Origin of the sequence: Faecalibacterium sp. BIOML-A1 (assembly GCF_009679715.1) — a bacterium.
Lineage (GTDB): Bacteria > Bacillota > Clostridia > Oscillospirales > Ruminococcaceae > Faecalibacterium > Faecalibacterium taiwanense.
Map to the genome: position 1 here is coordinate 444337 of NZ_WKZJ01000001.1, position 16684 is coordinate 461020.

Annotated in this window: 12 protein-coding genes; 11 read left to right on the forward strand and 1 reads right to left on the reverse strand. The window is 53.5% G+C overall.

All coding sequences use genetic code 11. The features are described from left to right. Positions 1–28: 28 nt before the first annotated feature. The 8 genes from GKG36_RS02195 (at position 29) to GKG36_RS02230 (ending at position 8790) form a co-directional block, all read left to right on the forward strand. The gene (locus tag GKG36_RS02195; RefSeq protein WP_005937268.1) at positions 29–292 is read left to right on the forward strand and encodes a TIGR03905 family TSCPD domain-containing protein; all 264 of its coding nucleotides are present in this window, start codon (positions 29–31) and stop codon (positions 290–292) included. A 138-nt stretch (positions 293–430) separates the two neighbouring features. Next, a complete protein-coding gene (locus GKG36_RS02200) occupies positions 431–2731 on the forward strand; it encodes an ATP-dependent Clp protease ATP-binding subunit (RefSeq protein ID WP_097777872.1) in 2301 nt (766 codons plus the stop codon). Positions 2732–2918: 187 nt separating this feature from the next. Beyond that, positions 2919–3914 (forward strand): YegS/Rv2252/BmrU family lipid kinase, encoded by a 996-nt coding sequence (locus tag GKG36_RS02205; RefSeq protein ID WP_154258852.1) that lies wholly within the window; start codon positions 2919–2921, stop codon positions 3912–3914. 253 nt (positions 3915–4167) lie between these two features. Further along, the gene (locus tag GKG36_RS02210) at positions 4168–4455 is read left to right on the forward strand and encodes a co-chaperone GroES (protein WP_005937287.1); all 288 of its coding nucleotides are present in this window, start codon (positions 4168–4170) and stop codon (positions 4453–4455) included. A 52-nt stretch (positions 4456–4507) separates the two neighbouring features. Beyond that, the gene (gene groL / locus GKG36_RS02215; RefSeq protein ID WP_154258854.1) at positions 4508–6142 is read left to right on the forward strand and encodes a chaperonin GroEL; all 1635 of its coding nucleotides are present in this window, start codon (positions 4508–4510) and stop codon (positions 6140–6142) included. A gap of 289 nt (positions 6143–6431) precedes the next feature. Next, on the forward strand, positions 6432–6656 hold the full coding sequence (locus GKG36_RS02220) for a hypothetical protein (protein ID WP_194167068.1): 225 nt from the start codon (positions 6432–6434) through the stop codon (positions 6654–6656). Positions 6657–6724: 68 nt separating this feature from the next. Further along, positions 6725–7552, forward strand: coding sequence for an abortive infection system antitoxin AbiGi family protein (locus GKG36_RS02225; protein WP_154258857.1), 828 nt, complete (start codon positions 6725–6727; stop codon positions 7550–7552). Further along, on the forward strand, positions 7552–8790 hold the full coding sequence (locus GKG36_RS02230) for an abortive infection system toxin AbiGii family protein (RefSeq protein WP_154258859.1): 1239 nt from the start codon (positions 7552–7554) through the stop codon (positions 8788–8790). The genes GKG36_RS02225 and GKG36_RS02230 overlap by 1 nt, the downstream gene beginning before the upstream one ends. Before the next feature lie 53 nt (positions 8791–8843). Here the strand turns inward: GKG36_RS02230 and GKG36_RS02235 are convergent, their stop codons facing one another. Continuing rightward, positions 8844–9146: a helix-turn-helix transcriptional regulator gene (locus GKG36_RS02235; protein WP_154258861.1), complete on the reverse strand. Its 303-nt coding sequence runs from the start codon at positions 9144–9146 to the stop codon at positions 8844–8846. A 178-nt stretch (positions 9147–9324) separates the two neighbouring features. Here GKG36_RS02235 and GKG36_RS14760 point away from each other — a divergent pair, with 178 nt between their 5' ends. From GKG36_RS14760 to GKG36_RS14765, 3 genes are all read left to right on the forward strand, one after another. Then, positions 9325–11340: an Eco57I restriction-modification methylase domain-containing protein gene (locus GKG36_RS14760; RefSeq protein ID WP_243138996.1), complete on the forward strand. Its 2016-nt coding sequence runs from the start codon at positions 9325–9327 to the stop codon at positions 11338–11340. Next, positions 11340–14648 carry a DEAD/DEAH box helicase family protein gene (locus GKG36_RS02245; protein ID WP_154258863.1) on the forward strand — a complete coding sequence of 1103 codons (3309 nt, stop codon included), beginning with the start codon at positions 11340–11342 and terminating at the stop codon, positions 14646–14648. Before GKG36_RS14760 ends, GKG36_RS02245 begins: the two co-directional genes overlap by 1 nt. 1118 nt (positions 14649–15766) lie before the next feature. Then, positions 15767–16609, forward strand: coding sequence for a hypothetical protein (locus GKG36_RS14765; RefSeq protein WP_243138997.1), 843 nt, complete (start codon positions 15767–15769; stop codon positions 16607–16609). Positions 16610–16684 lie beyond the last annotated feature (75 nt).

Sequence of the window (16684 nt, forward strand, 5' to 3'; positions counted from 1 at the left end):
TTCTGTCAAAAAGAGAGGATTTTGAACTATGAGCAAGGAATTCAGCTTCCCGAACAGCGGCACCTGTTCCAAGCAGACCAACTTTGTGCTGAACGATGACCACACCATTGCGTCCATGGAGGTCATTGGCGGCTGCAACGGCAACCTGAAGGGCATCTGCCGTCTGGTCAAGGGTATGAAGGCCGAAGATGTGATCGACCGCATGGAGGGCACGCTCTGCGGTTTCCGCAATACCAGCTGCCCGGATCAGATCGCCAAGAACCTGAAAAAGGCTCTGGCCGAAATGGACTGAAAAATCAAACAGCGAAGGGGAGATGCCTGCGGGTATCTCCTTTTTGTTTTCCCATCCCGACAGAAAGAGATGTTTTTTTTTTGTGCTTCGGGGCTATACTTCTTGTGAAAACGAATTTCATCAGCAAGGAGCGGGCAAATGAGTATTTGGGAAAAACTTGGCTTTGGCGGGTACAAGGGCTTTTCGCACGAGTCGGATCAGCTGCTGCGCAGTGCGGTGGAGCTTGCCGGGAACCTTGGCTGCGAAAAAGCCGATACCGGCCACCTGCTGCTGGCGATCCTGCAGCAGGATCACGGGGCGGCAGCACGGTTTCTGGAGGGTAAGCAGATCCGGGAACCGGAGGTGCGCCGTCAGCTGGCCGAGAGCCGCCGCGCACCGGCTTTGCATCTGGATCGCTACGCTCTTGCGCCGGACCTCAAGCGCACCATGGATTACGCCATCATCGGGGCACAGAACGCGCACCTGAACCGGGCCGAGCCGGAACATCTGCTCTGCGCCATGCTGGAGGATGACGGCTGCACAGCAGGCATCCTGCTGGCATCCATGGGCGTGCAGCTCACAGATGCCGTGCGGGAATGCCGCCAGCTGTCCGGGCAGTTCGTACTGCCGTATCAGATGCGGACCACGGTCAGTGCGCCGCGCGGCAGCCGCGCCAGTGATAAGTACTGCCGGGATCTGACCCGCCGTGCTGCGGAACGGGAACTGGACCCGGTGTTCTGCCGGGAAGCAGAGCTGGACCGCATGGTGGAGATCTTATGCCGCCGTCAGAAGAACAACCCCTGCCTTGTGGGGGAGCCGGGCGTGGGCAAGACCGCCCTTGCCGAAGGACTGGCCCAGCGCATTGCCACGGATCGTGTGCCCCGTGCGCTCAAGGGCCGCCGTCTGCTGGCACTGGATATGGCCAGCCTTGTGGCGGGCACCAAATACCGCGGTGACTTTGAGGAGCGGTTCAAGAACCTGCTGGAAGAGCTGGTGCGGGACGGCAACTCCATCCTGTTCGTAGACGAGTTCCACACCATCGTGGGTGCCGGTGCGGCGGAGGGCGCCATCGATGCAGCCAGCATCTTAAAACCGGTGCTGGCCCGGGGCGAGATACAAATTATCGGCGCTACCACTACCGAAGAGTTCCGCACCCACATCCAGAAGGATGCCGCACTGGAACGCCGTTTCGGCAAGGTGCAGGTAGAGGAGCCTACGCCTGCGCAGGCGCTGGATATCCTCAACGGGCTTGCGCCGCGCTATGAGCGCTACCACAATGTCTGCCTTCCGCCGGAAGCGCTGCAGGCTGCGGTGGAGCTTTCGGTGCGGTATCTGCCGGGGCGCTTTCTGCCGGATAAGGCCATCGACCTTGTGGACGAAGCCTGTGCGGCGGCACGCATCCGGGCCGAGCAGGCAAAGCAGTCAAAGCCCACGCTGATGCCGGACGATATCGCCCATGTGGTGGCGCAGGCCAGCGGTGTGCCGGTGGAGCGGGTAGGTGAGCAGGAGCGGGAACGACTGGACAAGCTGGAAGAACGTCTCAACGCCGAGATCGTGGGCCAGAGCCGGGCTGTGGCTGCGGTGGCAGGTGCCATCCGGCGCAGCCGCACCGGTCTTGGCGAGCCGGGCCGGCCCATGGGTGCCATGCTGTTTCTTGGCCCCACGGGAGTGGGCAAAACGGCTCTTGCCCGGGCGCTGGCGGTCAGCTGGTTCGGCAGCGAAAAGGCCCTGCTCAAATTTGATATGTCGGAGTATCAGGAGCAGCACACCGCTGCCCGGCTGCTGGGTGCGCCGCCGGGCTATCTGGGCCATGACGAGGGCGGACAGCTGACCGAAGCAGTGCGCCGCCGCCCTTACAGTGTGGTGCTGTTTGACGAGATCGAAAAGGCACACCCGGACATTCAAAACATCCTTTTGCAGATACTGGAAGATGGCCAGCTGACCGATGCCATGGGCCGCAAGGCGGATTTCCGCAACACCATCGTACTGCTCACCTCAAACCTCGGCGCACGTTTTTTGGCGGGTCAGAGCACGCCGCTGGGCTTTGCGGCGGGCAGCGAAGCCGTATTTGAAAAGCAGTCTGCGCAGGCCATTGAGGAGGCAAAAAAGTGGTTCCGGCCAGAGCTGGCAGGCCGTCTGGACGAGATGATCGTATTCCGTCCGCTGGCCGACGACAGCCTGTGCGCCATTGCCGAAAAAATGCTGTGCCAGCTGGAGCAGCGTGCCGCCCGCAGCGGCTACCAGCTGCATCACACACCGCGGGTAGGGCAGGCGCTGGCAGCAAAGGCCCGCTCTGCCTACGGGGCCAGAGAACTGCGCCGCGCAGTGGACAGGGCAGTGGAGCAGGCACTTGCGGATCAGATCGCATCCGGCACGGCCTGCGTGGGCCAGCACTGGACAGCGGACTGTTCAGCGGATGGTGCTATCGTCCTGCGGGAGGACGAAACCGCAACACTGTAAAGCATCTGAAGCTCAAAAGGACCGCCCTGAGTTACAAGACCCGGGGCGGTATTTTTTTGTCTGCAGGGGGGAGCGGAGACATCCGCTCCTTTTTTGTGCGTACGGGGCAGGGACATTGTGAGATTGGCTCTTGCATCCTTTTGGTTTTCTGTTATCATAGAAGCAATAGAATTGCAGGAGGAAGTCCATGCGCACATTGTTTCTTTTGAACCCAACTGCCGGTAAGGCCGATTGCACCCGTACGCTGCCGCAGCAGATCAATGCTGCCGCCGCGCGTGCAGGGCTTGCGCCGGAAGAATATACCATTCAGGTCACAAATCACGCCGGTCATGCCCGGGAGCTGGCCAATGCCGCTGCGCAGCAGGCCCGGCAGAGCGGGGAAGAACTGCGGGTCTTCACTGCCGGCGGCGACGGCACCTTCAACGAAGCGCTCACCGGGATCTATGGCTATGCAAATGCAGCCGTGGGCTGTCTGCCCTTTGGCAGCGGCAACGATTTTCTGCGCACCTTTGGTACAAAGGAAGAGTTTCTGGATCTGGATGCCCAGCTGGCCGGTGGGCCGGTGAGCATCGATCTGATGCAGACCAGCCTTGGCCTTTCGGCCACTATCTGCGCTGCCGGTCTGGATGCGCAGGTTGCCTACGGCATCCCGAAGTTCCGGCGCATCCCGCTGTGCGGCGGCGAGATGGCCTATGTGCTTTCCATTGTGGAACAGCTGTGCGGACACATCGGCCGCAGGGTGGAGTACACCATCGATGGTGAAACGCTGGATGTGGACTGCCTGATGTGTGCCATCTGCAATGGCCGCACCTATGGCGGCGGTTTCTGTGCAGCGCCGGAAGCACAGCCCGACGACGGCTGGCTGGATGTATATATCATCCGCAAGGTGAGCCGCGTGACCATTGCAAAGCTGCTGGGAATGTACAAGAGCGGCAAGCACTTCCAGAACGGTCAGCTCGTCAGGGCTGCAGAGCCGTATTTCATTTACCGCCGCGCAAAGCAGGTGAGCCTGCACGCTGCGGATGGCCGCGGGCCGATCGTTGCCACGGCAGACGGTGAATGCGCACCCAAGGAGCAGATCACTGTACAGGTACAGCCGCTGGCAGGGCGCATCCTTCTGCCAAAGCCTGCTTTTGAGCGCTTTGCAGCGCAGAGGACGGCACAGAGTGCAGACCGAACATGAAAAACCAGAAGAAGAGACAGCTTTTTTGTCCAAGAAGAAAGCTGTCTCTTTTTCGCTGTACGGCTGATTTTTTCATCTGTCATAAATTCTTAACAAAAAGAAGCAAAAAAGGTCTTGATTTTTTGGGTCAAGATGAGTACAATACACTTAGCACTCAGAGAAATGGAGTGCTAAAGAACCAAAGGGCCGACATGAGGCCCTTTGGACACAGCAAAGTTTTAAATTATATTTTTACTATAGGAGGGCAAGAACTATGAAGATCATTCCTCTTGCAGACCGTGTTGTCATTAAGGCTGTTGAGGTTGAGGAGACCACCAAGGGCGGTCTGATCCTGACCGGAAGTGCTAAGGAAAAGCCCCAGGTGGCTGAGGTCATCGCTGTCGGCCCCGGCGGCGTTGTGGACGGCAAGGAAGTCAAGATGACTGTGAAGGTCGGCGACAAGGTCCTCACCAGCAAGTACTCCGGTACCGAGGTCAAGGTGGACGGCGAAGAGTGCACCATCGTCCGTCAGGGCGATATCTTGGCAGTCGTTGAGGACTGAGCAGTTTCCCCTCTGATATTTGAAAATTGAGCTTTAAAGGAGCGATTTGATTATGGCTAAGCAGATCAAGCAGGGCGAGGATGCCCGCAAGGCACTGTGTGCCGGTATCGATACCCTGGCAAACACCGTTAAGATCACCCTGGGCCCCAAGGGCCGCAATGTGGTGCTGGGCAAAAAGTTCGGTGCACCGGTCATCACCAACGATGGCGTGACCATTGCCAAGGAGATCGAGCTGAAGGACGAGTTCGAGAACATGGGCGCACAGCTGGTGCGTGAAGTCGCTACCAAGACCAACGACGCAGCAGGCGACGGTACCACCACCGCAACCGTTCTGGCACAGGCCATGGTCACCGAGGGCATGAAGAATGTCACCGCCGGTGCAAACCCCATGGATATCCGCCGCGGCATGAGCAAGGCTGTTGCCAAGGCTGTTGAGACCATCAAGGCTCACAGCCAGAAGGTGAAGGACAGCAACGATATCGCCCGCGTCGGCACTATTTCTGCAGGCGACCCCGAGATCGGCCGTCTGATCGCCGAGGCTATGGAGAAGGTCACCTCCGATGGTGTTATCACCATTGAGGAGAACAAGACCACCGCTGAGACCTACAACGAGATCGTGGAAGGCATGCAGTTCGACCGCGGCTACCTCACCCCGTATATGGTCACCGATACCGACAAGATGGTGGCTGACCTGGACAACGCCGCTATCCTGATCACCGATAAGAAGATCAGCGTGATTCAGGATCTGGTCCCTCTGCTGGAGCAGGTCATGCAGAATGGTATGAAGCTGCTGATCGTGGCTGAGGATATCGAGGGCGAGGCTCTGTCCACTCTGATCGTCAACCGCCTGCGCGGCACCCTGAACGTCTGCGCTGTCAAGGCTCCCGGCTTTGGCGACCGCCGCAAGGAAATGCTGCAGGATATCGCAACCCTGACCGGCGGCACCGTGATCTCCTCCGATCTGGGCTATGAGCTGAAGGATGCTACCGTCCAGATGCTGGGCCATGCCCGTCAGGTGAAGGTCTCCAAGGAGAACACCACCATCGTTGGCGGTGCAGGCGATAAGGATGCCATCGCAGCCCGCATCGCTCAGATCCGCAGCCAGATCGAGGCCGCTACCAGCGATTTCGACCGTGAAAAGCTGCAGGAGCGTCTGGCAAAGCTGGCTGGCGGCGTGGCCGTCATCAAGGTCGGCGCTGCTACCGAAGTTGAGATGAAGGACAAGAAGCTGCGCATTGAGGATGCTTTGAACGCAACCAAGGCTGCTGTTCAGGAAGGTGTTGTTGCTGGCGGCGGCACTGCTCCTATCAATGCGATTCCCGCTGTGCGCGAGCTGTGCGACACGCTGGAAGGCGACGAGCGCACCGGTGCCAAGATCGTTCTGAAAGCTCTGGAAGCTCCTCTGCGCCAGATCGCTAAGAATGCCGGTCTGGAAGGCAGCGTCATCATCGACAAGATCATCTCTGCCAACAAGCCCAACTACGGCTTTGATGCTCAGAATGAGGTCTTTGTGGACGATATGATCGCTGCTGGCATCGTTGACCCCACCAAGGTCACCCGTTCCGCTCTGGAGAACGCAGCCTCCGTCGCTGAGATGGTGCTGACCACCGAAAGCCTGGTCGCTGATCTGCCGGAACCCCCTGCTGCACCCGCTGCTGCAGGCGGTGACATGGGCGGTATGTACTAATAACTGCCTAAAAACCGCATGAATCCTTGATTTTTGGAGCGCGCAAAAGCGGATTTACGCCAAACTTACGCCACTTACGCCAAAAATCAAAGCGCACTATAGGGTAACAAAATCGGCACTCGCTGAAAAGCGGGTGCCGATTTTTTGTGTCTAGGGGATTTGAAGACTCATGAAACCCACTGATGGATTCTGCGAGCGGCAGACTGTCAGCGGCTTTATTGTTGACGAAAAACAAAGGTAGGGATACAATAATAAAAAAGAATGTAAAACCGGAAGGGAGCGTGCCGCCATGGAAAATCAGAGGGATTTCTGCACAGAATGCCGCAGAGAAACAAACTACACCTTGAAGAAAATCAAAATCAACCAGACTATTCGGGGTAAAGAGTATACTTTTGAGATCACAGCTGTTTTCTGCAACGAATGCGGCGGCGAAATGGGGATTCCCGGCCTGATGGACTACAACATGAAGGAAATCGACGAGCAGTATCGTAGCTTTCGAGCACTGGATGGATAGTGGGAGTATATCGAATTGATGATATAAAGTGATAGATACTAGGAAAGTGGCAGCAAAGGACAACTATAATGAAGGATACGCTTAACTTAGGCAAAATTAACCCGAATGAGCAAAGAAACAAAGTCCCAAAACATATTCCATCTAAGGTTCATCCAGATATATTGTTTACATTTATGCCTAAATTGGAATATCTTTTGAACTGTTTGCAGTATAAAATGGTATCGCCGAGATATTGCGAAGAAGATATAGGTTATTTGAAAATTAAGGGAGTGAAATCTTTAGCTTATCCAATGAAATGTTTTTGCGACATTAACCTACAGAAACTTAATCTGCATATGGATTGGTATGGTGACTACGGAATTGCATTTCGTAAAAAATGGGGGATGGATCACAATATCCAACCAATACATTACCTGAACGAGACATCTGATCTCCGAAAGGATATCAGCACAGTTTTTGAAAGTGTGTTGAACGAGGAAAAATCAGAATCAAAAACTCATGAGATGTTAAAAAACTATCTTTTACATGAACTGATGTACTATAAACCATATCAAGGGAAAATAAGAAACAGAAAAAGTGGAAAAATGTCAAAAAAATGCTTTATGGATGAGTGCGAATGGCGGTATATTCCAGATGTTGAGCCACTTGAACTTGCTCAGGTAATATTGAATCCAGATATAAACAATGCAAATTTTATGCAACTGGCCAGTGAATCAATGAATTTTAGAAGAGAAGTTTCACTTGTCTTTGAATATTCGGATATAAAACATATTGTGATTCAAACAATAGACGAGTACCGAGAATTAAGTCGAGCAATTGACTTATGGGGAATTGAAGATAAATCTGAAATTCTGTCGAAAGTAATTGTGTGGTCTCAAAAACGGGAGGACTTTTAATGATTCCAAATTTTAATAAGGTTTTCAAAACAGAACCTAAAGCTGAGAAGAAGGTGCCAAAGGGAGTAATAGAATATTTGAATTCGACCGTTCCGAAAGGAACGAAATATATTCCGGGCAAAGACGGAAGCGTAATATTGAGTGCTGATGGAAAGCCAGTGACAATGGGGGGATTCAGCATCGAAATCCCTAAGTCAATAAAAAAACAGGTTGAAAATCTTAACGGGGATGAGTTTTACCAGTTTATTTATAATGCTCAGATGAAACTAAATGTTAAATTGGATAAAGAGGGGTATGTTATAGTCAATGGTCAGGAAATGCCAGTAGAAAACTTCTATAAGAACATATATAATCCAATCAAGAAAAAAAATATGAAATTTTTTCTAGTTCCAGAACCTTTTCCGGAACCACATGACATTAAGATTGCATCTGATAAATACGCTTACACGTTGAAACTGAAGCAGCAACCGTATGCTAGTTTGACGGAAATACACTTTGAAAGTGAAAATGAAAAACCATTAAAACTGAAAATCTCGTTGGATGAGGAGAAGGAGAGTAGCCATGTACAATTAACCTATAATTTAAGCTACGCTAAATCTGTTCGTGAGATTGTAGAAGTTGTGGAAATTTTCAATGCATTTATAGATGGCAATGGATATTTAATGGGCGAAAGGATACCCTCTAACGTAATACCGGATGAGCCAAAAGACAAATTTGATAAACATACTTTGGATTTTTGGAAAAAGGTATTGCAAGTGGAAACTGCATTAGGATTGGCATTTAGTCCAATAAAGAATGCCCCCGAATTGGAAACCATATATAATATTGAAAAGTTATACCAAACAATTATTTTGAAAAAACCTATACGAGAGGAGCATAAAATAACCTCTATATCATCCGAATGGAATGCAGAGAGTACAAACCGAATAAAAGATTCTATTGGAAAACCGATGTATTTTCAATACACAGGAGATCTGAAATTTAATATTATGGGACAAGAGTTTAAGTGTCCCTCTATTTTTGGTATGTTTAACTGCAAGCTAGCGGATGTAAAGGTAGCGGATGGCACAACTACATTGTTTTTTGCCGATGAATCAGATGATAAAACGGGGTACACATCGGTGCTATCATTTGCGACTGAGAAAGAGCTAGATGCATATGGACATGTGGAAAAATATAATCATGCAAACGACTTGAAAGATGCACAGACGATTCAGACCATTTTAAGTAAAAACTGATAACGATATAGCAAAAATAACCGCCCAGCGACCTTACGGTCTCGCTGGGCGGCTTATTTTTTGCGTTTCCACAACAGATATTCTTCGTAGCGGTGCATCTCGTTCTGTTCTTCTTCGGTCAGGCGCTGGCGCTGGATGCGGGCTTTGTCGGAGGGATCGTAATCGGACAAACCTAACAGAAAATCAGAAGAAGTATGATAGCGTCTGCAAATTGCAACCAGTGTTGAATGGTCAGGAGAACTTTTGTCGTGCTCCCAACTGCGGACAGTAGAAACCGAAACACTAAGAGCTTTTGCTAACACTTGTTGCTTTTCACCATTCAGCTTTCGTAATTCTGCCAGCCGCTCACCAATCATCTAGCGCACCACCCTTCTTTGCTTTCAAGTATAGAGAATCTTATTACTTTTGGCAAAAAACGCCGAAATTCTTGTGAATTGACTGTAAAAGTGATAAGATACTTGTTAGTATAGGCTGAAAGTGCTAAGAACATTATCACTTCCGCCGCAACGCTAAGGCAAAGCGAGGGAATCCCCGTTGGAACAACTGATCGACTTTCACGCACCGGAAGTGCAGGCGGTGCTGGATATACTTCTAAAAGACCACTCCACCGGTAAAAACATCATCTGGGCCACCGATCCGCCGGAGGAACTGCAAACGGTGATGTACGAACCGGTGACGGATAGATCGCAGATCACCACCCAGCAGCTCGGGCTGACCCACTACGAGGTGGTGCTGCCCCGGATGATGAAGCAGACCGACACCCAGCAGCAGCGCACCCGCAAAAAAGGCGAGGTGTTCAGCCCCGCATGGGTCTGCAACAAGATGAACAACGCACTGGATGCTGACTGGTTCCGTGGGCTGGGGGCAGAGGAGAGCGCCGGGCAGTTCACGGTGGAGCTGCCCCAAGGCTGGCAGACGGTGGAAACGCCGGTGCAGTTCCCGGCTTGCGGGGGCAGGACCCCGGCATGGGTGCAGTATGTGCAGAGCCGCCGCTTGGAGGTGACCTGCGGCGAAGCCCCCTTTCTGGCGTCCCGGTACGATGCCGCCACCGGCGAGATGATTCCGGTAGCCCGGCGCATTGGCATTCTGGACCGCAAGTTGCGGGTGGTAAGCGAGAACGCCGCCACAGAGGACGAATGGCGCAAATATGCCACCCATGCGGTGCAGTCCACCTACGGCTACGAGTATCAGGGAGATAATCTTTTGCTGGCACGGGTCAACCTGCTGCTGACCTATGCAGAGCATCTGCAAGCCCGGTGGCAGCGCAAACCCACAAAAGAAGAGTTACAACCTATCGCCAACATCATCAGCTGGAACCTGTGGCAGATGGACGGCCTGCACCTGTCTGTGCCCGGCGGCAAGCCCCAGCCGGAGACAGAACAGCTTGACCTCTTTTCCATGTTCGGGGCGACAGAGCCGCAGCCGCCCACGGTATCCTGTAAAGTGAAAAACTGGCGCAAGGGCAGCCATGGAACCGCCCAGAACTTTGAAACCATTCAGGAAGGGAGTACCAGCATGAAGTTTGATTATGTCATCGGAAACCCGCCGTATCAGGATGAAACCCTTGGCGATAACAAAGGCTTTGCACCGCCAGTATATAACAAATTTCTGGATGCGTCTTATGAAATTGCAGATAAGGTGGAAATGATTCACCCTGCACGTTTTTTGTTCAATGCTGGCTCTACGCCAAAAGCATGGAATGAGAAAATGCTGAGTGACCCGCACTTTAAGGTTTTGCACTATGAAGCTGATGCAAGCTCGATTTTCCCGAATACTGACATTAAAGGAGGAGTGGTTGTTTCATATAGGGATAGCTGTTCGGATTTTGGCGCAATCGGAGTGTTTACTAAATATGCAAAACTGAATGCGATTCTCCATAAGGTCACAGAAACGGCTGATTTTATTTCGTTAAGCAATATTGTGGTGACGAGAACAGCATATAGATTGACCGACAAAATGCACGAGGATCATCCAGAAGCAATTGGTCAGTTGAGTAAGGGTCATGCTTACGATATGGCAACAAATATATTTGACCGATTGCCACAAATATTTTTTGATGCGAAGCCAACAGATGGAAACGATTATATCCGAATATTAGGACGAACAAACAATGAACGTGCATATAAGTATGTGAGAAGGGATTATGTCAACAAGGTGAAAAACCTTGATAAATTCAAGCTGTTTATTCCGAAAGCAAATGGAATAGGTGCGTTTGGAGAAGTAATATCGTCACCAATCACGGCAACACCCGGAGTTGGTTCAACTGAAACATTTCTGAGCATTGGTATCCTAGACTCCGAGTATGAGATGGATGCAGCATTAAAATACATAAAAACAAAATTTGCACGGGCATTATTAGGTGTTTTGAAAACTACACAAGATATTACACCAGACAAATGGAAATACGTTCCCCTTCAAGACTTTACCGCCCATTCCGACATTGATTGGAGCAAGTCGGTGGCGGAAATCGACCGGCAGCTTTACCGCGAATATGACCTGACCGCTGACGAGATCGAATTTATCGAGACCCATGTAAAGGAGATGGCATAATGGCTGGCATAACCCTGCGCACTGCCCGGCAGGTGGTGCCCATGATCTACGCCTATACCACCCCGGAAATTGCCCGGCACAACGGCTGGACGAAGATCGGCTACACCGAGCAGTCGGTGGACAAACGTCTGAAACAGCAGACCCACACCGCCGATGTGCTGTTCCATGAGGAGTGGCGGGGCAATGCCGTCTACGATGACGGCAGCGGCGAGGTGTTCACCGACCACGATTTCCACGCTTACCTCCGCAAGCTGAACGTGGAGAACGACCGCAAAAACGAGTGGTTCCATCTGGATGGGCAGCAGTCCCGGCGGTATTTTCAGGATTTCCGCATGAACCGGGGGCGCGTGCAGCTGGATGCCGCCATCGCCTACACCCTGCGGGAAGAACAGGCAAGGGCTGTCCATGACACCAAGACCTATTACCTGAACCACCCCGGCGGGGAATACCTCTGGAACGCCAAGCCCCGCTTTGGCAAGACCCTCTCCGTCTACGACTTCTGCAAGCAGGTCGATGCACAGACGGTGCTTATCGTCACCAACCGCCCAGCCATCGTCAATAGCTGGTACAGCGACTATGTGCGCTTTCTGGGCAGGGAGTCCGGCTATCTGTTCGTCAGCCATGTGGATGCCCTTGCCGGGCAGCCCCATGTGCTGGACGAGCAGGGCTATCTGGATGCCGCCGCACAGGGCGAGAAACTGTATAAGCGCATTGAGTTCGTCAGCCTGCAGGACATGAAAGGCTCAAAGTATTTCGGCGGCGAGTACGACAAGCTGCAACACCTGACCGAGCTGAACTGGGATGTGCTGGTCATCGACGAAGCCCACGAGGGCGTGGACACCTACAAGACCGACCTTGCCTTTGACCACATCCGCCGCCGCTTCACGCTGCACCTGTCCGGCACGCCCTTCAAGGCGCTGGCGAACGACAAGTTTGCCGGGGATGCCATCTTTAACTGGACCTACGCCGACGAGCAAGCAGCCAAGCGGAACTGGCAGGGCGCACCGGGGCAGCAGAACCCCTACGCAAACCTCCCCATGCTCAACCTCTACACCTACCAGATGTCCGAGATCATCCGGGACGAGATCCAGCAGGGGGTAGAGATCGACGGCGAAACGCAGGAATTTGCCTTTGACCTGAACGAGTTCTTCAAGGTAAAGCCCAGCGGCAGCTTTGAGCACGAAGCCGAGGTGGACCGCTTTCTGGATGCCATGACCACCCAGAACAAATTTCCGTTTTCCACCCCGGAGCTGCGTGCCGAACTGAAGCACACCTTCTGGCTGCTGAACCGGGTGGACAGCGCCAGAGCGCTGGCGAAAAAGCTGCAGGCGCACCCGGTATTCCGGGACTATGAGGTGATCCTTGCTGCCGGTGACGGCAAGCTGGACGACACGGACGAGAACCAGAAGAGCTTTGACCGGGTAAAAGCCGCCATCGCCCACCACGAAAAGACCATCACCCTGTCGGTGGGGCAGCTCACCACCGGTGTCACCATCCCGGAGTGGTCGGCGGTGCTGATGCTCTCCAACCTGAAAAGCCCGGCACTGTATATGCAGGCGGCGTTCCGTGCCCAGAACCCCTGCCTTTTCCACGAAAACGGCACCTTCCGCCGCAAAGAGAACGCCTATGTGTTCGATTTTGACCCCGCTCGCACCCTGCTGATCTACGAGCAGTTCGCCAACGACCTTTCACAGGACACCGCCAGCGGCAAGGGCGACACCGAGGAGCGCAAGGCGCACATTCAGAATCTGCTCAACTTCTTCCCGGTCATCGGCGAGGACGAGGAAGGGGAGATGATCCCGCTGGATGCAGAAAAAGTCCTCAGCATCCCCCGGAAAATCAAGTCCAAAGAAGTGGTGCGGATGGGCTTCCAGAGCAACTTCCTGTTCCAGAACATTTCCAACGTATTCAGTGCCCCGCAGGAGGTGCTGGACATTCTGCAAAACTTCCAGCCCATCAGCGAGGCAAAGGCAAAGCCCATCCAGATCACCCCGGAGACCGGCGCAGACCTCTCCCTGAACGACAAGGGCGAGGTGGATTTGGATGAGGGCTACGTCATCGGCAAGGCGGCGGATGTGTTCGGGGCAAAAATTTACGAAAGCACTCCGGCACTGGACACCGCCCTGCAAGACCTCACCGATGCCCCGGCTCCTGCCAAAGAAGAGCATCTGGAACCTCTGAAAAAGAGCATCACCAAGGAGATCATCACCCCCATGGTGGAGCAGGCAAAGCAGGAGTATGGCCGCGACCTGAAGCTGTCCGACCAGAAGCGGTTTGAGAGCGCCGCCAAGGCCAAAATGGACGTAGCGGTGAACAAGGTAGTGGACAACTACCGCATCGATCAGAGCCAGTTGGAGACCCAGCGCACCCGGCTGCTGCAAAGCTGCACCACTGCCCAGCAGCGCCAGCAGGTGAACCGGGAGTTTGACGCAAAGCAGCAGCAGAGCACCGCCGCCCTGATGGAGACGCTGCAATCCACCATCCAGCAGACGGCGCAGGAGATGCAGCAGACCATCGTGCGCACCGTGGAGACCAACCAGAAGGAGCAGGAGAAAAAAGGCTACGAGGACACCGTCCGTGACCATCTGCGGGGCTTCTCCCGCACCATCCCGTCCTTCCTCATGGCGTATGGCGACGAGACCGTGACACTGGCGAATTTTGACCAGATCATCCCGGACAAGGTCTTTCAGGAGGTCACCAGCATCACGTTGGAACAGTTCCGCTTTTTGCGGGACGGCGGGCCGTACATCAACCAAGCCACCGGACAGGAGGAGCACTTTGCAGGCCACCTGTTCGACCCGGTGGTGTTTGACGATTCGGTGAAGGAATTCCTGAACCTGAAGGTCAAGCTGGCGGATTACTTTGACGAGAGCCGCACCGAGGATATCTTCGATTACATCCCGCCCCAGAAAACCAACCAGATCTTTACCCCCAAATGGGTGGTGAAAAAGATGGTGGACCTGCTGGAGCAGGAAAACCCCGGCTGCTTCGATGACCCCGGCAAGACCTTCCTGGACCCCTACATGAAGTCCGGCCTGTACATTACGGAAATCGTCAAGCGCCTTTACCGCAGCGAGAAGATGCGGCAAATCTTCCCGGACGATAACGCCCGGCTGGAACATATCTTTGCTAAGCAGGTCTATGGCCTTGCTCCGACCGAGATCATCTACCGTATTGCCATCAGCTACATTCTGGGTTTTGCAAAGAATCACGGCATCACCGCCCACCATATCCGTCAGGCGGATACGCTGGAATTTGCCAAGGCGGGCACCATGGAAAGGGAACTGGATAAGATTTTCAGAGACTGAGAAATAGAATACGGCATAAAACCAAAGGCGGCTGTCTGCATGGGTGCAGATGGCCGCCTTTTTGTGCTATACGATTACGAAAACGGACGAATTTGTCAGTTCTCGTTACATCGGAGCCGGACGAGCTGTTTTTCTGGACAGCTTGCCCGGAGCAAGAGTGCAGAGGTGCGGGTCGCCAGTGGCGACCTCAAAAGGCCGCAGGTATTTTGAAGCACCGACCGAGCCGACAGGCGAGACCGCAGCCCTTTGAAGGGAGTCAAGGGGGAACGCCTTGCCCAGTGATATGACGCTGTGCGTCATATCCTACTGGGTATTATCTGGCGCAAAATGGCGGCAGATCCAGCAGCTCCGCTGCTGCGCACTCTCCCGGCAAGCTGTTGAAATGAAAGAAGCTCCTGCTAAACCTTATACCAAAATCAGGAAAAAGTAATCAAAACGGGTTCACTTAGGGGGACAATAATAGGCCTACGAAGCCCACGACTTTTGCAATTTCAGGTGCTATGATAATTACAGAGATGCAGCATCTTAATGATTCCCCGCAAAGAAAGAATAGGGATGCAACAAGAAATGGGAACGATGCTTCCTACTTTCACCGAAAATTAGGAACTCTCAGTTCCTGTTCGATTCCAAGTTTCTCTGTTATACTTTTCTTGCAGAGCGAAAGCAAACTCTTCTAAGCGGAAAGCGACAAACGCCATGATCTCCCACTGAGGGAAGGAGCGATAGGTCACTTTCTTTGCAGTATGACAACCACATAAATCCTTTTTTGAAAGGACTACCTCTCGATTCCGAAAGAAGATTTCAAGACTTGATCTTGAAATGCATGACCCTTTGCTTGGAAGAATTGTATTACTCTTGTGATCTAATAGCATGAGTGACCGTACACAAAAATACAGGAAAAGAGGGATGTCTATCTGAAATTAACACGACACAATGGACGAGCCGGAACCCACGGCACCTATAACCCCAAGCACAATGACCGCAGTTTCAACCTTTCCAACAGCGAGCACATTGACCCGGAACGAGCTAAAGGTAACATCTACTGGGACTGCTATCATGGCATCCGTTCGGCATCCGACAAGGATAAACAGACTGCCGCATTCAGCGATGTGGAGAAGATGTTCTATGAAATCCATTACGCTCACTTTGTGGAGAACCAGAACGCTCGCAATGCAAAGATTCGTCATACCGAGCGCAACCGAACCATAGAGGACTTGCTTGCCGGAAAGAAAACCTGCCCGGAAGGAACCATCTACCAGTTCGGAACGTTGGACGGCCTCGCTCTGGTGGAAGGCAAAGTAAACGAGAGCAAGAAGGCGAAGATCGCCCGGCCGGAGCAGGCCCCCACAGACTATACGGCCTACTGGGTCGTCCGCCCGGGGGACAAAGCGGAGCCATCGATGCAGATCCCCGGTGCGATCATCGGCAGCGAGGAGGAAGCCCGCCTCTTTGAGGGCTGGTTCCTCGAAGACGGCACCCGCTTGGAGGATAGCCCCTACTACATGGGCCCGGGCGCGGACCATGTGGGCAACCTCGACCGGGACGTGACCTTCTATGGCCATTGGCGCACCGCCGAGAGCGACGAGGGCGGCGGAGACGGCGGAGACGGCGGAGACGGCTTCGGCACCCTTCTTGCGGTCGGCGCAGTCGTGGGCGTGGCGGGCGTCGTGGCCTATCAGGTGGGCACGGAGCTCATCCTTGACCAGCTCCTGCCTGCAGGAGTGGCCGTGCCCCATACCCGCGCCGAGCTGGCAATGCTCCTCTGGAACACCGCAGGCCGCCCGGCCCCGGCCACTCTGCCCGCCTTTGCGGACGTAGCCGACCCGGAGCTGGCCCAAGCCGCCCAGTGGGCCATCGAGCAGGGCTACCTGAAAGCCCGCGCCGACGGCAGCTTTAAGCCGGACAAGGGCGTTGCCAAGTGGCGCGTCATCCGCGGCTACCGGGCAGTGACCGAACCATGACCGTGCAGGTAAAATAGCCCCACAGCACAAGGCCCCGCAGACTTTGAAAAAGGTCTGCGGGGCCGCTGTTTGTTT

Bases quoted from the DNA above. Each gene is read 5' to 3' on its own strand.
- GKG36_RS02195 (WP_005937268.1), top strand. From the start codon at position 29: ATGAGCAAGGAATTCAGCTTCCCGAACAGCGGCACCTGTTCCAAGCAG.
- GKG36_RS02200 (WP_097777872.1), top strand. From the start codon at position 431: ATGAGTATTTGGGAAAAACTTGGCTTTGGCGGGTACAAGGGCTTTTCG.
- GKG36_RS02205 (WP_154258852.1), top strand. From the start codon at position 2,919: ATGCGCACATTGTTTCTTTTGAACCCAACTGCCGGTAAGGCCGATTGC.
- GKG36_RS02210 (WP_005937287.1), top strand. From the start codon at position 4,168: ATGAAGATCATTCCTCTTGCAGACCGTGTTGTCATTAAGGCTGTTGAG.
- groL (WP_154258854.1), top strand. From the start codon at position 4,508: ATGGCTAAGCAGATCAAGCAGGGCGAGGATGCCCGCAAGGCACTGTGT.
- GKG36_RS02220 (WP_194167068.1), top strand. From the start codon at position 6,432: ATGGAAAATCAGAGGGATTTCTGCACAGAATGCCGCAGAGAAACAAAC.
- GKG36_RS02225 (WP_154258857.1), top strand. From the start codon at position 6,725: ATGAAGGATACGCTTAACTTAGGCAAAATTAACCCGAATGAGCAAAGA.
- GKG36_RS02230 (WP_154258859.1), top strand. From the start codon at position 7,552: ATGATTCCAAATTTTAATAAGGTTTTCAAAACAGAACCTAAAGCTGAG.
- GKG36_RS02235 (WP_154258861.1), bottom strand. From the start codon at position 9,146: ATGATTGGTGAGCGGCTGGCAGAATTACGAAAGCTGAATGGTGAAAAG.
- GKG36_RS02245 (WP_154258863.1), top strand. From the start codon at position 11,340: ATGGCTGGCATAACCCTGCGCACTGCCCGGCAGGTGGTGCCCATGATC.
- GKG36_RS14765 (WP_243138997.1), top strand. From the start codon at position 15,767: ATGTTCTATGAAATCCATTACGCTCACTTTGTGGAGAACCAGAACGCT.